Origin of the sequence: Streptomyces sp. NBC_01176, from assembly GCF_045039825.1 — a bacterium.
Classification (GTDB): Bacteria; Actinomycetota; Actinomycetes; order Streptomycetales; family Streptomycetaceae; genus Streptomyces.
In genome coordinates this window covers 2132767-2154958 of record NZ_CP108600.1, presented here as the reverse complement: position 1 = coordinate 2154958, position 22192 = coordinate 2132767, and the positions used below count along the sequence as shown (strand labels likewise).

General features: G+C 71.5%; 23 protein-coding genes. 13 read left to right on the top strand and 10 right to left on the bottom strand.

The genetic code is table 11. The features are described 5' to 3' along the window. The first annotated feature begins 160 nt into the window (after positions 1-160). From OG199_RS09080 to OG199_RS09035, 10 genes are all read left to right on the top strand, one after another. Positions 161-424, top strand: a complete 264-nt coding sequence (locus OG199_RS09080; RefSeq protein WP_405828962.1) for a hypothetical protein — start codon at positions 161-163, stop codon at positions 422-424. A gap of 375 nt (positions 425-799) precedes the next feature. Then, positions 800-1618 (top strand): crotonase/enoyl-CoA hydratase family protein, encoded by an 819-nt coding sequence (locus OG199_RS09075; protein WP_356804204.1) that lies wholly within the window; start codon positions 800-802, stop codon positions 1616-1618. A 1-nt stretch (position 1619) separates the two neighbouring features. After that, the gene (locus tag OG199_RS09070) at positions 1620-2366 is read left to right on the top strand and encodes an acetoacetate decarboxylase (protein ID WP_405828960.1); all 747 of its coding nucleotides are present in this window, start codon (positions 1620-1622) and stop codon (positions 2364-2366) included. Next, the gene (locus OG199_RS09065; protein WP_401805120.1) at positions 2363-3313 is read left to right on the top strand and encodes a 3-hydroxyacyl-CoA dehydrogenase NAD-binding domain-containing protein; all 951 of its coding nucleotides are present in this window, start codon (positions 2363-2365) and stop codon (positions 3311-3313) included. The genes OG199_RS09070 and OG199_RS09065 overlap by 4 nt, the downstream gene beginning before the upstream one ends. Position 3314: 1 nt before the next feature. Beyond that, positions 3315-4586 carry an acyl-CoA dehydrogenase family protein gene (locus OG199_RS09060; protein ID WP_405828959.1) on the top strand — a complete coding sequence of 424 codons (1272 nt, stop codon included), beginning with the start codon at positions 3315-3317 and terminating at the stop codon, positions 4584-4586. 5 nt (positions 4587-4591) lie between these two features. Further along, positions 4592-5821, top strand: coding sequence for a CaiB/BaiF CoA transferase family protein (locus tag OG199_RS09055; RefSeq protein ID WP_401805123.1), 1230 nt, complete (start codon positions 4592-4594; stop codon positions 5819-5821). Between the two features lie 235 nt (positions 5822-6056). Next, positions 6057-6728, top strand: coding sequence for an enoyl-CoA hydratase-related protein (locus OG199_RS09050; protein ID WP_405828957.1), 672 nt, complete (start codon positions 6057-6059; stop codon positions 6726-6728). 155 nt (positions 6729-6883) lie between these two features. Continuing rightward, positions 6884-7786, top strand: coding sequence for a LysR family transcriptional regulator (locus OG199_RS09045; RefSeq protein WP_401805388.1), 903 nt, complete (start codon positions 6884-6886; stop codon positions 7784-7786). A gap of 135 nt (positions 7787-7921) precedes the next feature. Beyond that, entirely contained in the window at positions 7922-9082 is a 1161-nt protein-coding gene (locus tag OG199_RS09040) for a CaiB/BaiF CoA transferase family protein (protein ID WP_405828955.1), read from the top strand. Between the two features lie 25 nt (positions 9083-9107). After that, positions 9108-9878, top strand: coding sequence for a crotonase/enoyl-CoA hydratase family protein (locus tag OG199_RS09035; RefSeq protein WP_405828953.1), 771 nt, complete (start codon positions 9108-9110; stop codon positions 9876-9878). A gap of 258 nt (positions 9879-10136) precedes the next feature. Here OG199_RS09035 and OG199_RS09030 read toward each other — a convergent pair whose 3' ends face one another. From OG199_RS09030 to OG199_RS09015, 4 genes are all read right to left on the bottom strand, one after another. Next, entirely contained in the window at positions 10137-10817 is a 681-nt protein-coding gene (locus OG199_RS09030; RefSeq protein ID WP_405828951.1) for a TetR/AcrR family transcriptional regulator, read from the bottom strand. Between the two features lie 56 nt (positions 10818-10873). Then, positions 10874-11305 carry a TIGR03668 family PPOX class F420-dependent oxidoreductase gene (locus OG199_RS09025; protein ID WP_401805131.1) on the bottom strand — a complete coding sequence of 144 codons (432 nt, stop codon included), beginning with the start codon at positions 11303-11305 and terminating at the stop codon, positions 10874-10876. After that, entirely contained in the window at positions 11305-12129 is an 825-nt protein-coding gene (locus OG199_RS09020) for an LLM class F420-dependent oxidoreductase (protein ID WP_405828949.1), read from the bottom strand. Before OG199_RS09020 ends, OG199_RS09025 begins: the two co-directional genes overlap by 1 nt. 440 nt (positions 12130-12569) lie before the next feature. Beyond that, a complete protein-coding gene (locus OG199_RS09015; RefSeq protein ID WP_356804002.1) occupies positions 12570-12908 on the bottom strand; it encodes a MerR family transcriptional regulator in 339 nt (112 codons plus the stop codon). Between the two features lie 485 nt (positions 12909-13393). Here OG199_RS09015 and OG199_RS09010 point away from each other — a divergent pair, with 485 nt between their 5' ends. After that, positions 13394-13768: a hypothetical protein gene (locus OG199_RS09010; protein WP_405828947.1), complete on the top strand. Its 375-nt coding sequence runs from the start codon at positions 13394-13396 to the stop codon at positions 13766-13768. 227 nt (positions 13769-13995) lie between these two features. Here the strand turns inward: OG199_RS09010 and OG199_RS09005 are convergent, their stop codons facing one another. The 6 genes from OG199_RS09005 to OG199_RS08980 all read right to left on the bottom strand — a co-directional run bounded on the left by OG199_RS09005 (position 13996) and on the right by OG199_RS08980 (position 20679). Beyond that, positions 13996-14313: an SCO5918 family protein gene (locus OG199_RS09005; protein ID WP_356804004.1), complete on the bottom strand. Its 318-nt coding sequence runs from the start codon at positions 14311-14313 to the stop codon at positions 13996-13998. A gap of 58 nt (positions 14314-14371) precedes the next feature. Continuing rightward, a complete protein-coding gene (locus OG199_RS09000; RefSeq protein WP_405828946.1) occupies positions 14372-14710 on the bottom strand; it encodes a hypothetical protein in 339 nt (112 codons plus the stop codon). A gap of 79 nt (positions 14711-14789) precedes the next feature. Further along, the gene (locus OG199_RS08995) at positions 14790-16361 is read right to left on the bottom strand and encodes a DEAD/DEAH box helicase (protein ID WP_405828944.1); all 1572 of its coding nucleotides are present in this window, start codon (positions 16359-16361) and stop codon (positions 14790-14792) included. A gap of 360 nt (positions 16362-16721) precedes the next feature. After that, a complete protein-coding gene (locus OG199_RS08990) occupies positions 16722-16925 on the bottom strand; it encodes a cold-shock protein (protein ID WP_030224351.1) in 204 nt (67 codons plus the stop codon). A 350-nt stretch (positions 16926-17275) separates the two neighbouring features. After that, positions 17276-20368 carry a CHAT domain-containing protein gene (locus tag OG199_RS08985; RefSeq protein WP_405828942.1) on the bottom strand — a complete coding sequence of 1031 codons (3093 nt, stop codon included), beginning with the start codon at positions 20366-20368 and terminating at the stop codon, positions 17276-17278. Then, positions 20368-20679: a hypothetical protein gene (locus tag OG199_RS08980; protein WP_405828940.1), complete on the bottom strand. Its 312-nt coding sequence runs from the start codon at positions 20677-20679 to the stop codon at positions 20368-20370. The genes OG199_RS08985 and OG199_RS08980 overlap by 1 nt, the downstream gene beginning before the upstream one ends. Before the next feature lie 154 nt (positions 20680-20833). Between OG199_RS08980 and OG199_RS08975 the strand changes: the two genes are divergently transcribed. Both OG199_RS08975 and OG199_RS08970 read left to right on the top strand, forming a co-directional pair. After that, a complete protein-coding gene (locus tag OG199_RS08975; protein ID WP_405828938.1) occupies positions 20834-21229 on the top strand; it encodes a hypothetical protein in 396 nt (131 codons plus the stop codon). After that, complete coding sequence (locus OG199_RS08970) at positions 21208-22134, top strand: hypothetical protein (RefSeq protein ID WP_405828937.1); 927 nt, start codon at positions 21208-21210, stop codon at positions 22132-22134. The genes OG199_RS08975 and OG199_RS08970 overlap by 22 nt, the downstream gene beginning before the upstream one ends. The last annotated feature ends 58 nt before the right edge of the window (positions 22135-22192 follow it).

Sequence of the window (22192 nt, the reverse complement as noted above, 5' to 3'; positions counted from 1 at the left end):
GGTGGTGGCATCGTCCGGAAGGGCGTCACAGCGCCGCAACACCACTTCCGCCTCACGGAAGGGAATCGGTGAACCGCCTTGTCAGGGCGGGGGATTCGCCCGCGCGAGCGTTGCCGGGACCGGCCGCGCAGGTAGGTTCGAGGAAGGGCTCACTCCTGGTGTGGAGCGGGTGATGCGGGCGGTGGCACAGGCGCATGTGCGTACCGGATTACCGATCACCGTGCACACCTGCGCGGTCGCCCGCACCGGCCTGGTGGCACAGGAGATCCTGCGCAGGGAGGGGGTGGATCTCGCGACGGTGGTCATCGGCCACAGCGGTGACACCGACGACCAGGACTACCTGCACCGCTCATCGACAACGGTTCGTACGTCGGCATGGACCGCTTCGGTCTCGACATCCTGCTGCCGGGCGACCGGCGCGTGAGCGGCGTCGCCCCCCTGGGCGGACGACCGGAAAGGTCGCGGACAAGCGCGGAGCCGACGCCTTTCTCCTCGGACCGGCCTTCGCCGAGCACCGGAGCGGAAGACGGAGCAGAGCCGCCCGCAAGCGCGTGCCGGTGGCGGTAGCGGGATGGCGGAAATCCGGGACGAGAATATTCGGCTGGAGAGCCATATTTATCTGGAATTCCAATGCCCGGGATCATCGGATGGAAATCCGGGGAAAAGGCCGAGGTAATTCAGAAAACGGTGTGACTAGCGTGGTCACACCGCCGTCACCCTTTTGATGATTCCGTCATCCATCGCTCTTCCCTAACGTCATGTGTCAAGAACGACGACCCACGAACGAAAGGAAGAGGCGATGGCGGAACCCTTCGTCACCGGGCCGCTCGACACCGACCGGGGGACCGGTACGAGCACCACCGGCGTGCGCACCCGACGGGCGGGCACGACCCTGGTCATCACGATCGACCGCCCGCGAGCACGCAATTCCGTCAACGCCGAGATCGCCGCCCTGCTGGCGAGCGCCCTGGACGACCTAGCGGCAGACCCGGGACTCCGGGCCGGCGTGCTGACCGGCGCCGAGGGCACCTTCAGCGCCGGCATGGACCTGAAGGCGGCCCTGCGGGGCGAGTCCCCGGACATCCCGGGGCGCGGATTCGGCGGCGTGACCGAGACCGACCGGACGAAGCCGCTGATCGCCGCCGTGGAGGGCTGGGCCATGGGGGGCGGCTTCGAACTGGCCCTCGCCTGCGACCTGATCGTGGCCGCGCAGGACGCGCACTTCGGTCTGCCGGAGGTCAAGCGGGGACTGATCGCCGCCGGCGGGGGAGTGATTCGACTGCCCCGGCGCATCCCGTACCACCTCGCGATGGAACTGCTGCTGACCGGCGAGCCGGTGAGCGGCCGCCGGGCCGGTGAGCTGGGTCTGGCCAACCGGGTCGTGCCCGCCGGCCAGGCCCTGCCGGAGGCCCTTCTGCTCGCCGAACGGCTGGCGGCGAACGCGCCCCTGGCGCTCGCCGCGGTGAAGGAGGTCGTACGGGCCGCGGACGGCGCACCCGAGGCCGACGCCTTCGCCGCGCAGCGCACGGTGATGAGCCGGCTGATGGCCACGGCCGACGTCCGGGAGGGCATGACCGCCTTCGCCGAGCGCCGGGCCCCGCGGTGGACGGGGAAGTGACATGCGGATCGAAGACGTCCGGCGGCACTCGACCACCCCGCTGACCAGCCCGGCGTACGCGCCGACCGCCCCCCGCTTCACCGACCGCGAATACCTCAACATCGTCTACCGCACCGACCCCGACGCGCTGCGCGCCGTCGTTCCCGAACCCCTTCGGATCGACGAACCGCTGGTCCGCTTCGAGATCATGAAGATGGGCGACGTCAGCGGATTCGGTCCCTACACCGAGGCCGGACAGGCGATCGAGGTAGTCCTCGACGGCGAGCGGGGCGAGTACCTGCACGCGATGTACCTCGACAACTTCCCGGCGACGGCGGCCGGACGCGAGGCCAGCGCGTATCCGAAGGTCATCGGCGCGCCCAGGATGTACATCGACAACGGGACGCTGGTCGGCACGCTCGACTACGGAACCCTCCGCGTCGCCGCCGCGACCATGGGCTACAAGCACCGGCCACTCGACGAGGCCACGGCCAGGGACCAGATCACCGTGCCGACCTTCATGCTCAAGGCCGTCCCGGGCCACCGCCCCGACATGCGCGTCCAGGAACTGGTGCGTACCGAGATCACCGACGTCGTGGTCAAGGAGGCGTACACCGGCCCCGCACGGCTCCAGCTCTTCGCCCACGTCCTCGCCCCGCTGGCGGACCTGCCCGTCCTGGAGGTCGTCTCCGCCAGCCACATCCTCACCGACCTGACCCTCGCACCCGTCGAGCCGGTCTTCGACTACCTGAAGGAAGGCGCGCAGTGACGCACCCGTTCCGTACCGCCGCCGTGATCGGCGCGGGCACCATCGGACTCTCCTGGACAGCACTGTTCGCCGCACACGGCCTGAACGTCCACGTCAGCGATCCCCGCCCCGACCTGCCGGAGGCGCTCACCGAGGCGCTCGCCGCGTTCGCCCCGCACCTGGCCGCCCAGGGCCTGGACACCGACGGCCTCGCCGACCGCGTACACGTCGCGGCCGACGTCACCGAGGCCGTCCGGCACGCGGACGTCGTCCAGGAAAACGGCCCCGAGCGCGTCGAGTTCAAGAAGGAGCTGTTCGCCCGGCTGGTCCGGGAGGCCCCCGGACACGCACTGCTGCTGAGCTCGTCGTCGGCCATCCCGGCGACGGCCTTCACCACGGAACTCGAAGACGCCGGCCGCGTCCTCATCGGGCACCCCTTCAACCCGCCCCACCTGCTGCCGCTCGTCGAGGTCGTGCCCGGCGAACGCACCACCGAGGAAGCCGTGCGGGCGGCCGTCGCCTTCTACACCGCCGTCGGCCGCACCCCCGTCGTCGAACGCCAGGAGATCCCCGGGTTCGTGGGCAACCGGCTCCAGAACGCCCTCAGCCGCCAGGCCGTCCATCTCGTCCAGCAGGGGGTGGTGACCCCCGAGGACCTGGACACCGTCGTGACCCACTCGCTCGGCGTCCGCTGGGCGACGGTCGGACCGTTCCTCGGCGCGCACCTGGGCGGTGGCCCCGGCGGCTACCGCCACATCACCGAGCACATCGGCTCGACCATGCAGCAGATGCCCCTCGGCGAGCCCTCGCAGGAGCCCGAGGACCGGGAGCGGGTGATCCAGGCGGTGGAGAGGGCGTACGCCTCCACGCCGTACGCCGACCTCGCCGAAGCCCGCGACCGCGGGCAACTCGCCGTCCTGTCCGCCCTGGAGGACGTTCGCCGCACTGAGCACACCAAGGAGATCTGAGATGAGCACCGCCACCGCTGCCCCCACCGTCGCCACCCCGAGCGCCCCCACCGTCACCGCCCCCGCCCCCACCACCCCAGCCGTACAGCCGGACGACCAACTGGCCGCCGACTTCTACCAGTACGAGGCGCTGCTCTCGGACGAGGAGCGCGAGATCCTGCTCAAGGCCCGCGCCTTCCTGCGCAAGGAGATCAAGCCGCTGGTGAACGAGTACTGGGGCAAGGGCGAGTTCCCCTTCGAGATGATCGAGAGATTCCGCACCAGCGGACTGGCCGCCCTGGCCTACGAGGGCTACGGCGAGCACAAGCCGGCCGCCAGCCACCTGCTCGGCGGCATGCTCGCCACCGAGCTGGGCCGTGTCGACGCCTCGACCGCCACCTTCTTCGGCGTCCACAACGGGCTCGGCTTCTACTCCATCTACTACGGCGGCGACCAGGAGCAGCGTGACAGGTTCCTGCCCTCCATGGCCTCGATGGACAAGATCGGCGCCTTCGCCCTGACCGAGCCGCTCGGTGGCTCCGACGTCTCCGGCGGCATGCGCACCACCGCCAGGCGCGAGGGCGACGACTGGATCCTCAACGGTGCCAAGAAGTGGATCGGCAACGCCACCTTCGCCGACTACGTCGTGGTCTTCGCCCGGGACGTCGACGACAACAAGGTCAAGGCCTTCGTCGTCGAGAAGGGCACCCCTGGCTTCAGGCCGGAGAAGATCGAGGGCAAGATCGCGCTGCGGATCGTGCAGAACGCCGAGATCACCCTGACCGACGTCCGCGTGCCGGAAGCCGACCGGCTCCACAACATCAAGGGCTTCCGGGACGTCGCGGAGGTCCTGCGCGTCACCCGCGGAGGAGTCGCCTGGCAGGCCCTCGGCGTCATGATCGGCGCCTACGAACTCGCACTCGACTACGCCAAGGAGCGCAGGGCCTTCGGCCGTCCGATCGCCAAGTTCCAGCTGGTGCAGGACCTGCTGGTCAAGAGCCTGGGCAACATCACCGCCTCCTGGGGCATGCTGGTGCAGCTCGCCCGGCTCCAGGACCAGGGCATCTTCCGCGACGAGCAGTCCGCGCTGGCCAAGGAGTACGTCGCGGCCCGCATGCGCGAATCCGTCGCCTGGTGCCGCGAGATCTTCGGCGGCAACGGCATCGTCCTCGACCACGACGTCGCACGGTTCTTCTCCGACGCCGAGGCTCTCTACTCCTACGAGGGAACCCATCAGATGCAGACCCTCATCGTCGGCAAGTCCATCACCGGCCACAGCGCCTTCGTGGGGTGAGCGCGATGACCACCGAATCCGTCTTCACGGGCCTGAAGGTTCTCGACGTGGCGAGCTTCATCGCGGCACCGGCCGCGGCGACCATGCTCTCCGACTTCGGAGCGGACGTCATCAAGATCGAACCCCCGGGACGGGGCGACCCCCAGCGGCTGCTGAGCTCCGTCCCGCCCAGCCCCAGAGCCCAGGCCAACTACGGCTGGCACCTCGCCAACCGCAACAAGCGGGGCATGGTCATCGACCTCAAGTCGCCGGCGACCACCGAGATCCTCAAGCGACTCGTCCAATGGGCCGACGTGGTGATCACCAACTTCCCGCACGGCACGCGCGAGAAGCTGCACCTGGGCTACGAGGAGGTCGCGGGCTGGAACCCGAGGGTCGTCTACGCCGACATCACCGGCTTCGGGGACGCCGGCCCCGACGCACGGCAGCCGGGCTTCGACCTGACCGCCTACTGGTCGCGCAGCGGCCTGCTGGCCTCCACCCGCGACGCGGGGGCCCCGCCGACCGTCCCGGTCTGGGGCAGCGGCGACTACACGACCGCGATCGCCATCTACGCGGCGATCACGACCGCCCTCTACCATCGCGAACGGACCGGACAAGGCGCCAACGTCGGAACCTCACTGCTCGCCACGGGCGTCTGGGCCACGGGAACACTCGTGGCCGGCGCACTCGCCGGCGGCACACCGTTCGAGCTGCACGACCGCAACGTACCGGTGAACGCGCTGACCAACCCCTACCGGACCGCGGACGGCCGCTGGTTCATGCTGGCCACCTCGTCCACGCACTGGCCGGCACTGGCGCGCGCCATCGGGCGGCCCGAACTGCAAGCGGATCCTCGCTTCGCGGACATCCAGGGCTTCGCGAAGAACGCCGCCGCGCTGAGCGAGCTGCTCGACGCCGCGTTCCGCGCCCGCCCTTTCGCCCACTGGCAGGACGTCCTGACCCGGGAACGCATCACCGTCGGCCTCATCCAGACACCGGAGGAGGCCGCACAGGACCCGCAGCTGCGCGAGAACGACGTCGTCGTGCCCCTGGCAGGGGTCAGCGGACTGGACTACACCGTCAGCAGTCCGGTCAACCTCCGAGGGGTGCCGAAGGTCCCGGCCAGGCGAGCGCCCGACCTGGGCGAGCACAACGACGAGATCCTCACCCAGCTGGGATTCGGCCCCGCCGAGATCGCCGGGCTGCGCGCTCGGGGAGCGGTCCCCGGCACGGCGGAAGCCGAAGCGGCGTAATGAGCCGGGAAGCGGCGGGCAGGCGGGGGGTTCGTCGACCCGCCGACCGCGACGACGGGCCCGTGCGCGGGCCCGGCCCCTCGGCGCCGTACCCGACGGAGCGCGTGCGGACGTACGCCATGCACGACAACCCGGCGACTCCCATGCTGGACACCCCGGCGACTCCCATGCCGGAACTGCGACACCCCGCCGCCTGATTCCGCCCCCGACACCACGCAACCCCGCAGGAGCGCACATGCCTACCCTCGACCGCCAGGACAACCTCTTCGTGCTCGACCTCGGAGACGGTGAGAACCGCTTCCACCCCGACTGGATCGCGTCCGTCGACGCCGCCCTGGAAGAGGTGGAGAAGGCGGAAGGACCACGAGGCCTGGTGACCGCCGCGACGGGCAAGTTCTATTCCAACGGCCTGGACCTGGAGTGGCTGTCCGCCCACGCGGACCAGCACGACGACTACATCGTCTCCGTCCACCAGCTCTTCGCCCGCCTGCTGTCCCTACCGATGATCACCGTGGCGGCCCTCCAGGGGCACACCTTCGCCGCCGGCGCGATGTTCTCCCTCGCGCACGACTTCCGCGTCATGCGGAGCGACCGCGGCTTCTGGTGCCTGCCCGAGGCCGACATCAACATGCCCTTCACCCCCGGCATGTCCGCCCTGGTCCAGTCCCGGCTGGCGCCGCAGACCGCGCACGAGGCCATGCTCACCGCCCGCCGCTACGGCGGATCGGATGCCGCGGCCGCGGCCATCGTCGACCGGGCGGTCGCCGAGGACGTCGTACGGTCCACGGCGGTGGAGATCGCCCAGGCACAGCTGAGCAAGGCCGGCGACACACTCGGCACCATCAAGGCGCGGCTGTACGGCCCGGCGCTGGCATCCCTGCGCGAGACGGCCACCCCGCGCGGCTGACTCGGACGGCCCTTCGGCGGGGCGCGACCGGGATCGTGCTGCGACGACGCGCGATCGGCCGTCCGGGGTCGCCCACGGTCACGGTCGGAGCCCCCGCCCCGGCGCACGACGCCTCGGAACCCGCTCGTGGATCGGGTTAACGTGTCAGTGTGGAGATGCTGCATCTGCGCTACTTCGTCGCGGTTGCCGAGGAGCTGAACTTTTCCGCGGCGGCCCGACGGCTGCACATGGCCACGTCACCGCTGAGCCAGCGGATCAAGGATCTGGAGCGGGAGCTCGACCATCGACTGTTCGAGCGTGACACGCACAGTGTCACGCTCACGCCGGCCGGTGAGGCGCTGCTCCCGATCGCGCGCGACGTGCTGGAGCGGGTCAACCGCATTCCGTGGCGGCTGCGCGAGGTGACACGGTCGGAGCGCGGCACCATGTTCGTGGGCATCCCGTCCGGGCTCCACCCGAGGCTGAGGGAACTCGTCAACACCCTCGCGGAACGCGCCGACGAGTGGTGCGAACTCCTGCGCTGGCCCGGCACCTCCAAGGCTCTGGTCACCGGCGTGTGCGAGGGGAGGCTGGCGCTCGCGCTGGCCCGGTTGCCCATCAGCGACCCCGCACTGGACGTGCTGCCCGTCATGTCCGAACGGCTCGGAGCGGTCGTGCCCGCCGACCAGTTCACCGGGCGGGATTCCCTGGCGCTGGCCGAACTGGCCGACCTCTGCTTCGTCGTCGCACCGCAGGAGATGAAGTTCTCCTACTTCGACCAGCTCGACCGGGAGATGGCGGAACGAGGGGTCAAGAAGCGGGTCAAGCTGACGGACTCCGGTTATGGCGGAATCGCCGAAGTGATTTCCAGCGGGATAGCGTTCTACTTCTCCATGCTGAACGCGGAAAGCCCCATGCACGGCTATGCCCTGGAGAACACGAAGGTCCTGCCGTTCACGGATTTCGACCCGGTCCTGGACACCGCCCTCATCTGGCGGCGGGACCGGGCCTCCGGCGGTGACCTGGACGACGTCATCGCAACGGCCCGCGAGGTCTTCGCCGATCCGCTGCACCTGTGATCCGAGCGGAAATCGACTGCTGATCTCGGTATGACTGCTGCGGTCACACCGATATCAGCAATACGATGATTCCACTGTCCGTGCGGTTCCCTTAGCGTTCTTTCCCTAGGCAGGCGAGAAAGAAAGGACGCGACGATGACGGACACACAGAGTCCCGGGCCGCTCGACGGCGTACGGGTCATCGACCTCTCGACGGTGGTCATGGGTCCGTACGCGGCCCAGATCCTCGGAGATCTGGGCGCCGACGTCATCAAGATCGAGTCCCCCACGGACTCCCTGCGTGTGGGCCGGTACCGCAACACGCCGGGCATGACCCCGCTGCACCTCAACGTCAACCGCAACAAGCGCAGCGTGTCCCTCGACCTGAAGGACGAGGCCGAGCACGCCCGGGCCCTCGAGCTCATCCACACCGCCGATGTGCTGATCACCAACATGCGTCCGCGCGCGCTCGCCCGGCTGAACCTGACCTACGAAGACCTCGCCGCCACCGAGCCGGGCCTCGTCTACGCGCATGCCGCCGGCTTCCGCGACGACTCCGCCCGGGCCGACGCCGCCGCCTACGACGAGACCGTGCAGGCCGCCTCCGGGCTGGTCGACATCGCCGACCGCGCGCTGGGCACGCCGCGCTACCTGCCGAGCATCCTCGCCGACAAGGTCTCCGGCCTGACCATCGTCTACAGCGTGCTGGCCGCCCTGGTGCACCGGGACAGGACCGGCCACGGCCAGCGGATAGAGGTCCCGATGACCGACACCCTGATCGCGTTCAACCTCGTCGAGCACCTCGCCGGCCACACGTTCGAGACGGCGACGGGCCCCACGGGCTACGCGCGCTCGCTGTCCGAGCAGCACAAGGCGCGGCGCACCAAGGACGGCCTGGCCGCCGTGCTCCCGTACAACCCCCACAACTACCGGGACTTCTTCGCCGCCGCAGGCCGTCCCGACCTGGCCGCGGACCCACGCGTCAACGGCCCCGTCCTCGACACGGCCGACGCCGACGACCTGTTCGCCCTGGTCGGCGAGTGCACCCCGGCGCTGACCACGGCCGAGTGGGCCGAGGTGTGCGCGAAGCACAGCATCCCGATGAGCCCGGTGCTGGAGCTGGACCACGCGCACGAGGACCCCTACGTCCGCGACGGCCACCTCCTCGACACGTTCGCGCACCCCACCGAAGGCCCGCTCCGCACGATCGGGATCCCGGTGAGGTTCTCCGCCACTCCCGGCTCGATCCGCCGCCTGGCCCCGGTTCCCGGCCAGGACACCGCGGAGGTCCTCGCCGAGCTGGCTTCCTCCCGCTGAGCCACGGAAAGCCCTAGGAGAAGCCATGAGCGGCAACGGCGTGCGCGTCCAGCGGGTCTGCTCGTCCCTGCTGATCACGATCGACCGCCCCCGGGCACGCAACTCGGTGAACGCCGCGGTCGCCGCCGGTCTGGCCGCCGCGCTGGACGAGCTGGAGGCCGACACCGAACTGCGCGCCGGTGTCCTGACCGGAGCGAAGGGCACCTTCAGTGCGGGTACGGAGCTCAAGGCCGCGCCGAACGGCGAGTCACCCGTGATCCCGGGCCGCGGTTTCGGCGGCCCGGCCGAGACCGAACGCACGAAACCGCTGATCGCCGCCGTGGAGGGATCCGCCCTGGGCGACGGACTCGAACTCGCCCTGGCCTGCGACCTGATCGTCGCGGCCGAGGACGCGACGTTCGGTCCGCCCGAAGCCGTGCTCGGTCCGCTCGCCGCCGGCGGAGGCGGAGCGATCCGGCTGCCGCAGCGCATCCCGTACCACCTGGCGATGGAGTTCCTGCTCACCGGCGAGCCGGTCAGCGGTGCCCGCGCAGGGCAGCTGGGCCTGGCCAACCGGGTCACCGCGCCCGGCGAAGCGGTGGCCGTCGCCCTCGGGCTCGCCGACCGGCTCGCTCGCAACGCCCCGCTCGCGCTCGCCGCGGTGAAGAACCTCGTACGGGCCGCCGACGGCCTGCCGGAGGCGGACCTCTTCGCCGTGCAGCGCAAGGAACTTGGCGACTTGATGACCTCGGCCGACGCACGCGAGGGCCTGACCGCCTTCGCCGAGCGCCGCGCCCCGCGGTGGACAGGGAAGTGACGTGAGGGTCGAGGACGGCGGCTCGTGGGGGACGAGCGGACGGTCAGCCCGCGGTGGTCGCGGTGGTCGGAGTGGTCGCGGCGCGGTGGGACTCCGCTCCGCCGCGGTGACGGAGGCGAGGAGACCGAGGCCGGGCCCACGGCGCGGATCCGGAAGTGGCCACCGATCCGGGCCGGTACCCGCCGGCCGTGTTCGGCGGCCACGGCCTCGGGTGCCATGGTGCTGCCGACGAGGTCGGCGTCGACGGTGCCCCGCACGTCACGGGCCCACCTCCTCCTGCTCGTCGCGGGCCGTGGGGATGACCGCCCGGGGTCGTTCCTCGTCGACGCGAGGGTGTGCTGAACGGATCGCCCCGTAGAGCACGGTGTCGACGGTCGCCCGCAGCAGATCGGCCGCGGTCCAGTCGAGTTCGCGCGGCAGTTGCGAGGTGAGCAGCCGCTCCAGCGCGCCGCGGGTGATCTCACTGAGCAACTCGGGCGGCGCCGGCAGGAGTCCTTGCCGGTGCCCTTCCCGGTACAGTTCGTCGAGCCGTCGGTAGACCACCGCGTCGACACGTTGTTCCACGTACTGACGCAGCATCACATCGCCCCGGCCCGCGGTGAGTTGGGCCGCGCCGATCCGGCCGAGCTCGCTGCCCGCGGCGATCAGGAAGCGCTCCGCCCGCACCCGGAACGGTTGCCCTTCCGCGTCTTCGGCGGCCGCCGTCAGCGTGGCCTCCACCACCGCGAACTGCTCGTCCAGCACCGCGGTCAGCAGGCTGCGCTTGTCCGGGAAGTGCCGGTAGATCGTCTTCTTGCTCATCCCGAGCTCACGAGCGAGATCGTCCATGCTCGTCCGGGCGAAACCCGATGCGAAGAAGAGGCGGCCGGCCGCCCGCACGATCGCGTCGGCACGCTGCCTGTCACCGTCGGAAACTTCTGAAACTGATTGAGTTTCCATGGATCTATGCTGGATCTTCCTCCGGACGCTGTCAAGACGCCCGAACCCGGGGTGGTTCAGCTCGCCCGCCACCCCGTCCAGCCGGTGACCCGTACCTCCACCACCTCGCCCGCGGGGGGACGGCCGGTGTACTGCAGTGGGTACTTCGCGGTGAGCAGCTCCGTGTAGCGGGCCGCGTCGGCGGACCGGTCGGCGGGCGGGAGCACGTGCGCCCGCCCGTCGGCGCGGGTCCACCAGAGCTGGTCCCAGTCCTCCTGGTAGTGGTCGGCGAGGAGGGCGACGGCGGGGTTGGCGAGGATGTTGGAGAGCCGTTTGAGGTGGGTCGACCGTTTGGGCTTGTGGTCGACGGCCATGGCCACCGTGTCCCCGGTCACCACGAAGACCACCGGCACCAGGTGCGGGCGGCCGTCGGTGTCGGCGGTGGCCAGGCGGGCGACCCGGGACGCCGCGAACCGTTCGCGCGCCTCGGCCGCGGTCAGGGCGGGCATCAGCGGAAGCGGGCGGCGACCTCGGCGAACCGGTCCAGGTGGGCCAGGGTGGCCGGTTCGGGATCGGACGGCAGATAGAACAGCACGCGCTCCACGTCCAGTTGCGCGTAGCCCTCGACCGCCTCGGGGGTGGCGGGCACACCGTAGACCGTCACCGGGACCGCGCGGCCGGCCAAGGCCCGCACTTCCTCGATCTGCGGCGCCAGCACCTCGGGCGGGACGCCGTTGGCGAGCCAGACGTCGCCGAGTTCGGCGACCCGTGGGAAGGCGCCCCTGCCGCCGCCGACGAAGAGGGGCGGGTGCGGCTTCTGCACCGGCTTGGGCCAGGCGTAGACGGGGTCGAAGTCGACGAACTCCCCGTGGAACTCGGCCTTCTCCTTGGTCCACAGTTCGAGGATGGCGCGCAGCCGCTCGTCGACGAGCTTGCCCCGGGTGGCCGGGTCGGTGCCGTGGTTTTCCATTTCCTCGCGGTTCCAGCCGACGCCGACACCGAAGACGGCCCGGCCGTCGGAGACCAGGTCGAGCGAGGCGACTTCCTTGGCGGTGTGGATCGGGTCGCGCTGCGAGACCAGGGCGATGCCGGTGCCCAGCAGGAGCCGTTCGGTGACGGTGGCCGCGGCGGTCAGCGCCACGAAGGGGTCCAGCGTGCGGTAGTAGATGTCGGGCAGTTCCCCGCCCGGGGGGTAGGGGGAGCGGCGGTCGACCGGGATGTGACTGTGCTCGGCGATGAACAGCGAGTCGAACCCGTGCTCTTCGATGGCCCGCCCGAGGGGGGCCGGCCGGGTGCTCAGATCGGTGATGAAGGTGGAGATCCCGAATTTCACGCGGCTCCTTCGTCGCTGGGTCCCGGTGGGTTCCGGTGAATCCCGGCCCCGGTCCGGTCGTACCGCCCGGACCCGGTGCCGCCGGTGGCCGGGCTGCCGCTCATTGTCGGCGAGGGTGACGGCCGGTGGCCGGGTGGCGCGCCGGTCCGTGCTCCGACCGCGCGTGACCGTCGGCGTCCGTGGGGAGCTTTCGCGGGAATGCCGGCGGAACCCGTGTGGTTTTAACCCATGTGGTGGTGAAGGGAACTGTGTCCCCGGGCCTCACCTTCATGCCCATGAGGACGATCGTTCGGCTGAAGCCTCATGGAGCCCTCGCCGCGGAGGCGACCGCCCTTCACGACCACGCTCATCGCTCGGCCCCGGCCGGGGTACGGCGAAGACGCGTGTGACCTCGCCGGTGCGTGATCGCGCGTCCGGGCGGCATCGCCGCCTCCGTGCACTCAGGACGCGTTCTCGCTCCCCTTGTCGGCGGAGCGGCGGTATTCGGCGTTGATGCGCTGTGCTTCCTCGAGCTGGTCCTCAAGAATGATGATGCGGCACGCGGCCTCGACCGGGGTGCCCTTGTCCACGAGCTCGCGGGCGCGCGCGGCGATCCGCAGTTGGTAGCGGGAGTACCGGCGGTGTCCGCCCTCCGAGCGGAGCGGGGTGATCAGTCGGGCCTCGCCGATGGCTCGGAGGAAGCCGGGGGTGGTGCCGAGCATCTCGGCGGCCCGGCCCATGGTGTACGCGGGGTAGTCGTCGTCGTCCAGACGACCACTGAGCGGAGTATCTGCTGTCATTTCACCTCGTTGAGCAACGCGTCGAGGGGCCCCGATGCCGTACGGCACCAGGGCCCCGAAGGAAATTCAACACCATCTGTCGGCCTTACTGCTGCGCCGACCTTCTGTTTCCGCTACCCGGCCCCGGAGAGGGGCGGGAGTGCGGGGATCGAGGATGCGTAACCGGGGACCACCTTCCGTTCCGGGGTCGTGCGGTACCCGGCCGGATGGTGCTCGGGCCGGGCGATCCTGATGGCGTCCGTTCCTCCGTTCTTCCTCTGCATCCACCACGCGTCGCTTCCGTGCCGCAGGCGGCCCCTTCGGTTGCGGGCCGTCCGCGTGGCGGTTATGTCTACGTGAGAAACCTTAGCCACGCTGCCGGGCAATGTCTACTCTGACAAAGATAGATTTTGGCGTCGGCGTGTCGCAGGTATCAGGGCGTCCGCAGGTCACCAGGATCGCGTTCGTGCCCCCATCGGCCGGCGACGCCCATAGAATCGGCTTTCATGTCGAACCCTGACGAGCTGCTCGTGGACATCTCCGCCATGGTGGAGTCCGGGCAAAGCAATCAGATGTCGCTGACCGTGGTCGTCGGCGGAGCCGTCATCACCGGCCGGCTGGCTCCCGAAGCCGTGTGGCGGGAGCGTGTCTCGGAGGTCCTGAAGGACTCCGACCACCTCGGCCCGTTCTCCGACGCCTTCACCGCGGGGCGGGCGGAGGGCCGGCCGGATCGTGGCGAGCCGCCCACGCATCTGCACTTCCATCTCGCCCGGATCCTGCAGGGCAACGTCGGAATCCCCGAGACGGGCGGGATGTACCGCGTCGCGATCGAGGACGTCAGCGCCTGGACCGTGGGCGACTTCAGTTACTTCGACCAGTGAGACACCGCGTCGCCGGCTCGTCCCCGCCCGGCCGGGAGTCGGCGTCCGGCCGGGCGCCCCGGCCCGCACGGTGACGTACGACGAGGGCCCGGCCGACATGTGTCGGCCGGGCCCTCGTCGTTGTCCTGGCGGTGGCTTCCGTCAGTTGCTTCCGCCTGTTGCTCCGGTCAGGAGTCCGTCGGTCCGCGCGGACGCGGAGTCCGCACGTCCTCCTGGATCCCGGCTCGTCAGAGTCCCAGCGGGGCCGGACTGCCGAGCAGCGCCGACGCGTTCTGCAGCGGCGTGAGGACACGGGTGGGCTGTACGGTCCCGTGGCCGCCCCGGCAGGTGAAGCCGAGGCGGGTCATGGCCCGGGTGACCTCCCCGCTGGTGAAGTCGCGGCGGTCCTGACGGGTGATGACCTCGCCCACCTGCTTGACGGGGTAGTGGCGACGACCGATCAGCACGGACTCACCGGTGATCGGCTCGGGCTTGACGCCCTTCATGGAGGCCAGCACCCCGCTCTTGGAGAGGTCGAACGGGAACCTGGCGATGACGCAGCGCATGATGCCTCACAGGGGAACAGGGAAGAGGAGGAAGTGGGTCCGGCCGGGTGAGACGGAATCAGCGGGTGGGAGTGAGAGCACCCGGGACGCCGTCGCGTTCACCGGCGCCGAGGACGTCCCGCACCCGGATCCGGTCCGTGTAGCCGGAACTGTCGCGGACGGCGGTGAGCTGGGCCCGGGTGATCGCGCCCGTGCACTGCTCGTCCTCGTCGCACAGGAGCAGGTACCCGACACGGGCACTGGCCATGACGGACAGGGCGACCTCGACGGTCATGTCGTCGCAGACCCGCGGTCCGGATACGTCCATGGCGTCGAGCGGGGTCGGGGTGGCGGCGGTGTCCGCCGGGTGTTGCCGCGTCTGAACCGTCGTCAGTGTCAAGGCCAGTGCCAGTGTCAAAGGGTGCCTCCTGCGAAGTGGGGTGAGCTGTCCCGTCACGAAGTGCGAAGCCGCCGGTGCTGTTGCGGCGGTACCAGGCCTAGGCCGCGGAGTCGAGGGCCGACGGCCGCCGTCCCGTACGACGCGCCGCCTCGCCGGTGGACCGTCCCTGTCCGGCGCCGCCGCGCCGGCCCCGGGACGAGCCGGAGCCACGGGAGGACGAGCCGCGGGACGTGGAGGAACTCCGGGAAGCGGAGGAGGTGCCGCGGCGGGCGCGTTCCGCGACCGGCGCGGTGATGACCACCGGCACGCCCGAGGGGGCCTGGGCGCCCGTGATGCGGCTCAACTCCTCCTCACCCGAGCGTACTTGGGTGGTCCGAGGGGTGATGCCTGCCGCAACCATCAGCCGGCTCATGTCGCGGCGCTGCTGGGGAGTCACCAGGGTGACGACGCTGCCGGACTCGCCGGCGCGCGCGGTGCGGCCGCCCCGGTGCAGGTAGTCCTTCGGGTCGCTGGGCGGATCGACGTTCACGACCAGGTCGAGATTGTCGACGTGGATCCCGCGTGCCGCGACGTTGGTCGCCACCAGGACCGTCACGTGCCCGGTCTTGAACCGGGCCAGGGTCCGGGTGCGCTGCGGCTGGGACTTGCCCCCGTGCAGGGCCGCGGCGCGGACGCCGCTCTGGAGCAGATGCTCGGTCAGCCGGTCCACGGCGTGCTTGGTGTCCAGGAACATGATCACCCGGCCCTCGCGAGCAGCGATCTCGGTGGTCGTCCGCTGCTTGTCCGCGCCGTGCACATGGAGTACGTGGTGCTCCATGGTGGTGACGGCGCCCGCGGACGGGTCCACGGAGTGGACCACGGGGTCGGTGAGATAGCGGCGGACCAGCAGGTCGACGTTGCGGTCCAGGGTGGCGGAGAACAGCATCCGCTGGCCCTCGGGGCGTACTTGGTCGAGCAGCGCGGTGACCTGCGGCATGAAGCCCATGTCGGTCATCTGGTCGGCTTCGTCGAGGACGGTGATGTCGACCCGGTCGAGGCGGCAGTCACCACGGTCGATGAGGTCCTTGAGCCGTCCCGGCGTGGCGACGACGACCTCCGCCCCGCCGCGCAGCGCGCCTGCCTGCCTGCCGAGCGACATCCCGCCGACCACGGTGGCCAGGCGCAGCCTGACGGCGCGGGCGTACGGGGTGAGCGCGTCGGTGACCTGCTGGGCGAGTTCGCGGGTGGGCACGAGGACGAGGGCGAGCGGCTGCCGGGGCTCGGCGCGCCGCCCGGCCGTACGGGCCAGCAGGGCGAGGCCGAAGGCGAGGGTCTTGCCCGAACCGGTGCGACCACGGCCGAGCACGTCACGACCGGCGAGCGAGTTCGGCAGGGTGGCCGCCTGGATCGGGAAGGGTACGGTCACGCCTTCGTGCCCGAGCGCCTCCAACAGCGGGGCGGGCATGGCGAGATCGGCGAACGCCTCGACGGCGGGCAACGCGGGGGTGATCGTCGCCGGAGGCGCGAACTCGCCCTGCGGCGCGCTCTGTCGACGTCCCTGGCCCTCGGAGCGCCGCGGACCTCCGGAGCGGCCGGCGGTTGAGGCCCCGAAGCGGCTGCCGCCCCTCGCGGAGCCGGAACCCCCGGTGCGGGTACGGGAGTAGCGGTCGTTCGTGCGCGTGCGGTTCATGCGGAACCTTCCTTGATGCGGCGCGTATCAAGGAATTCCCGCAGCGAATGGCAGCGCAGAGAATCGCAAGAACGAGCCGGGACAGTGCGGAACCGATGCGGATCCGCGAGGGAATGCTCACGGGAAACGTCGCTCAGAAAAATGGCGCGGTTCCGGTGGCGGGGCTCGGCCACTCCATGGAGAGGGTGGATATACGCACCCGGAGTGCTGGCGGAGCATTCCCGTGGTTCGGGGGGTGAATCCTGTGCGTCATGCCGCGGGTGAGAACGCCGCGGTCGGGCGGAGAGACCGTGCCCGAAAACGCCGCGAGCCGGGGCCCGCACCCATGGTGCGGGCCCCAGCTGCGAAGTACGTGATGCGTCAGGCCGGAACGATGTTCTCGGCCGTGGGGCCCTTCTGGCCCTGAGCGATGTCGAAGGACACCTTCTGGCCTTCCTGGAGCTCACGGAAGCCCTGGGCGGCGATGTTCGAGTAGTGGGCGAAGACGTCGGCGCCGCCGCCGTCCTGCTCGATGAAGCCGAAGCCCTTTTCCGCGTTGAACCACTTCACGGTGCCGGTGGCCATGTAGATCTCCTTCGGGGCGGTGTTCGGAGTGCGCGGTGTGCGGACTCCGCGTCGCCGTGATGATCACCCCGCCGGAAAATGAATCCGGAGATAAAAAGGAGCTCCACCGGCGTGGAAAAGCCGGTGAGGGCACTCGCAAGTTTTAGGGAACCACAACTGCAACTGACATCGACAGTAGCACGGTGCGATCGATCATGTGCGGTGGATAACTCTGCTCCGCCTGTCGGGCGAGGAATCTTCCGTGTGCGTCATATTCATTTCTCACTTCGCGGTCACAGATATTGTGGGCCGGCCGGTGTCCCGGGCCACGGCCGCGCGTGGAGGGTGGGCGCGGCCCCGGTCGTGGGTGACTACGGCCCGACGTGGATGTAGGGAGCCCACAGACTGGGGTTCTCCCGGACCCCCTCGACGTTCTCGCGGATCTCGCGCACCGCCTCGCGCAGCGCGTGTGCCGCGTGCCCGGGGAAGGGGTGGGAGGGGCCGAAGGCCGCGTAGAACCGGTCGGTCACCTCCAGGGAGGTGTCGTCCGCGACCGCCCACAGGGTTCCGACGACATGGGTGAACCCGGCCATGTGGAACGCCCCGGTGATGTGCAGCGCCTCGTCGGCGAACTCCCTGCGCCCGCTGGTGGTCTCGCACGCGGAGAGAAAGGCCAGCTCCGCCTCCGGGAGCCGGAGCCGGGCGATGTCGGAGAGGGTGAGCGGAGCCGTCGCGTGGTCGTGCAGCACCACGTGACCGGCCGCCGCTCCGGAGAGCGCGCCGACGGCGTGGCACGCGAAGTGCGCCCACGCGTGGTGGGGGAGCGCGTCCAGCACGGACTGCCGTACCGCGTCCTCGGCCAGGAGCAGACGGGCGCCCGGTCGTCGGGCCAGTCGCGTCGCCTCCTCCCGTACGCCTTCCAGCGGTGGGGACCCGGCGTCCGGCGCCTCGGCCACAGCGACGATCAGCGGGGCGGTGGGCTCCCGCCGGACCGGGCCCGGGCGTTCGGCCACGCGCCGCCGGGCGTGCACGAGACTGTTGACGGTCGGGGCGTAGGAGCAGACCGCGCGGTCGAGCAGACTCTCCCCGCCGTCCTCGGGCCGGCCGGCCGCGTGCAGTGGCAGCGCGGTGAGCGGGCCGGTGGGAACCCACCACAGTCGGCCGGGTTCTCCCGCGGGGTCCTCCCCGGCCCATCCCCAGCCGGCGAGCGCGTCCAGGACCGGTCGGGCCAGGGCCGTCCACAGCCATCCGAGCGTCTCCCGGACCTCCGCCTGCGCGTCCCGCTGCGCGGACAGCGGCAGGGTGCCGTCGCCCGTCGCCCGGATCGCGGCCAGGAAGGCGTCCGCCCGCCGTTCGGCCTCCGCGTGACGCAGCCCCTCCAGTCGTACGGGCCGCACCCGCCCCTGGTGCAGGACGAGCGCGTCGCAGCGCAGCGGGCTGACGTTGACGACGACGACCGGGCCCGCGTCCCCGATCCCGGCGAGCATCTCGTCGGTGCGGGGGAGCCGCAGGAAGCTCTCGCAGCCCGGCACCCGCCGGATCGTCTCCACGAGCCGCTCCCACCGCTCGGCCAGCGCGTGCCGGTCCTCGCCCGTCAACGGGTCCTCCGCCGCGGGGCCGTTCGTCCCGCCCGGCTCCGACGAGGTGAAGACGGCGGCCTCGGGACGGTCGAGCTGTGGGAGCAACCACCGCCACTCGGCGGCGAGTTCGTCCGGCACCCGGCTCAGCAGCTCCGAGGTCTCCGTGCGGGCGTCGAGCGCCTGCCCGAGCAGCACGCCGCGGCCCTGTTCGAGGAGCCGCAGGGCCAACTCGGCACCGGCCGCCTCCACCTCGACCGCCTCCGCGTCGGGCGCCTCCGCCCCGGCCGACTCCGGGTCGGGCGGTTCCGCAGGGGCCGGCTTCGCCCCGGGCGACTCCGCGTCGACCGCCTTCGCCCCGGCCGCCTCCGCGTCGGGCGGTTCCGCACGGGCCGGCTCCGTGTCGGGCGGGCGGGCGTCGGCGAGATCCAGCGCACACGCGGCCGCGTCGCTGGCGAGACCCGCGAAGTCGCCCAACTGGCGTGCGCGGTCCATGCGTCCGACGCGGTACGAGGCCGTACGCGGCAGCAGTTCGACCGCGAGCCGGTACGGTTCCATCGCCGCGGCCCGGCCGTGCGCCGGTGAACCCCCGCCGTCGAGGACACTCAGCGCCCACAGTCGCGCGCAGCCCACCCGGACGCTCACGTCCATGGCCGGATCGCGCGCGGCCCGCCGGTACAGCGCGATCGCCGCGTCCCGGGCCCGCGCGTCGTCCTCGGTCACCCCCTTCGTGGCCAGGGCCGAACCGTGGTGGAGCAGGGCGAGCCCGCGCAGCGCATGCCCTTCGGGGGTGGCGGCGTACGCCCGACCGGTGGCCCGGATCCAGGCCCGCAGGGCCCGTTGCTCGCGCCGCGCCGGACGACGACGGGCCCCGGCGACGGCGGGCACCCCCACGGCGTCGAGGCGCGCGGCCGTACCGGGGCCGGGGGTGCCGGGGTCCGTGACATCGAGGCCGGTGGCCCGGCGGCCGCCGACGTCGACGAGTTCCAGGCGGCGCACGGTCGCCAGGACCGCGTTGCGCTGGACGAGGTTGGGATGTCCCGCCGGGGTGGCGGCGACCGCGCGGCGGGCCGCGCGGGCGGCCTCGCGCAGGTCGGCGGGGTCCGCACGGGCCGTGTGCCGGTCGGTCAGGACCAGGGCGAGGTTCGACAGGAACCGCGGATACAACCGGTGGCGCCGGGAGACCTTGGCGAGCACCTCCCGTGCCAGCCCCGTGGCTTCGTCGAGCGCCTCGGGGTCGCCGTCGGGGGACCGGCGGTGATGGTGGCGGAGGGCCTCGGCGAGGCTGGAGCGGGCCCAGACACCCTCGTCCGTACCCGGTTCCGTACAGGCCACCGCCTCCCGGAAGCTGCTCACGGCTTCGGCGAGCGCGCTGGAATCACCGTGCAGCTGGGAGAGGTTGAGCAGTGCGTCGCCCAGGCTGTTGAGACGGTTGGAGCGCGACGGGCCCCGGGGCGGCGTCGAGACCAGGGCCGTCCTGACGGCGTCTACGGACGCGCCCAGGTCCCGTGCGTCACGGGTGCGCAGCCAGCGCAGCCGCAGCGCGCCGGACAGGTTCGTCCAGTAGGAGGGCGTGGCGACGGTGACTTCCGCTCCGTAGGGGGCCAGAGCCTCACGGAACAGGGTGATGGCGCCGTCCAGGTCCGTCGGCTCCCCGAACCGCTCGTAGCGGGCCCAGAGCACCATCCCGACGCCGTTCATGGCGGCGCTGCGCAGATCGATGTTCTCCGCCCTCGCCAGCAGGGCGTCGAAGAGCACCAGGGCGCGTTCGAGATCGGAGAGGCGGCCGGCGCGCTCGTAGCGGGCGAGCGCTTCCTCGGCACCTCTCAGTACGGCCAGCAACTGCTCGTACCCGGGTGTGCCGAACAGGTCGTACGGGGTGGCCATCAGCGAGCGGGCCGGCCGGCGGATCCCGGAGCGTCGTCCTCGTCGCGCCGCTCCCGGACGCGTCGGGCCATCGCCTCGCCCATCGGGCCGTTCCGCTCGAACCAGGCGGCGGCCTCCTCGCCGCGCCCGAGCGAGAGCAGGGTCAGGGCCAGATTGGCCGTGGCGTCCTGATGGCCGCTCTCCGCCGCCGGGGTGAGTACCTCGACGGCCTCCTCGAGGCGTCCGTCGATCCGTAACTTGACGCCGTACTGGTTCAGAGCCTGAGGAGATCCGGTCTCGGCCGCCCGGCGCAGCTCGGCCTCCGACGGCATCGCGCGGAAGGTGAACCGCGTTCCGTCCGCACCGCCCTGCTCCGCCCCGCGTGACCGTGCGCGTCGACGCCAGAACATCGGCATCACCCCCCGTGATCGTCGGTGAGCGCCCAGTATCCTCGCAACTCGGTTGTCGTGTAGGGAGGTTGCACGGATGAGTGACACCGGCACCGGTGGCGGGAGCGGTGGGGCGACGGTGATGCACGCCGACATCTGCGCCCGGCTGGACCAGATCCGGGACGTCGTTCCCGCCGACCGCCGGCCGGAGTTGGAGGAGATCCTCGCGTCGCTGCGGGACGGCGGCGACCCGGTCGCCCCTCAGGCGGAGCTGCACCTGCTGCTGCGCCGCAGCGGGGTGGCGGCCGGCCTGCGGGCCTTCCGGGGGGCGGGGATCGGCGGCCTCCCGGCGGCCGTCGAGGGTCACCCCGTGGTGGAGGCGTACGTCTGCCCGCGCGAGCGGTGCGACCGGCGCAGCCCCGCCCGCAACCAACCGGTCCCGCCCGTCTGCTGGTTGTACGGCGAGCCGCTGTGCCGTCGCAGGGTCTCGTGAACGCCGTCCTCGCCGAGCTCGGCAAGAACCTCGCCGCGCGCTGGCTCACCTACCTGGTGCCCTCGGGCCTGTTGTTCCTGGCGGTCGCCGGGGCAGGGCGGCTGCTCGGCCAGGCGCACTGGTACGACGTCGGGCGGATCACCCGGGCACTCGACGAGCTGGCCGGGCACCCGGCGAGCCGGTCGACCGGAGGCGTGGTGCTCGCGGCCTCCGCGACGGTGATCGCCTCGGCCGGACTGGGCCTCGCCGCCCAGGCGCTGGGCGGTGTGGTGGAACGGTGCTGGGCGGGCGAGTGGCCGGGCCCGGCGAGGGTGCCGGGGCGCCGGCTGACCGAGCGCAGGCGGCGGAGGTGGCAGGCGGCCGAGGACGCCTACACGCGGGTGGAGGCGCGAGCCGTCGAGCGGGGGGCGCCGCTCGACGCCGGCACCACCGCCGACCTGGCGCGCCACGCCGCGGCCCGCAACCGGATCTCCCTGGAGGAGCCCGCCCATCCGTGCTGGATCGGTGACCGGGTGCGCGCCCTGGACCTGCGGGTCCACCGGGCGTACCGGCTCGACCTGGACTCGGCCTGGTCCCGGCTCTGGCTCGTCCTGTCCGGTGACACCCGCACCGAACTGCGCGGCGCACGCGACGCCTACGACGCGGCGGTCCGGCTGACCGCCTGGAGCGTGCCCTATCTGCTGGTCGCCGTCCGGTGGTGGCCGGCCGCGCTGATCGCGGTGGGCCTCGGGGCCGTCGGCCTGCGCCGGGGGCGGGCCGCCATGGACGCGTTCGCCGAGCTGGTGGAGTCCGTGGTCGACCTGCACGGCCGGGAACTGGCCCTCGCGCTGGGGGTGTCCTGCCCGGGCCGGCTGGACCGGGAGGCCGGTTCGGAGATCACCGCCATCCTGCGCAAGGGCGTCTGAGACACCGTTCCGGCGCGGGAGGCCGGGGGTGCTGCTGTTCGCATCGCGGACTCCTGTC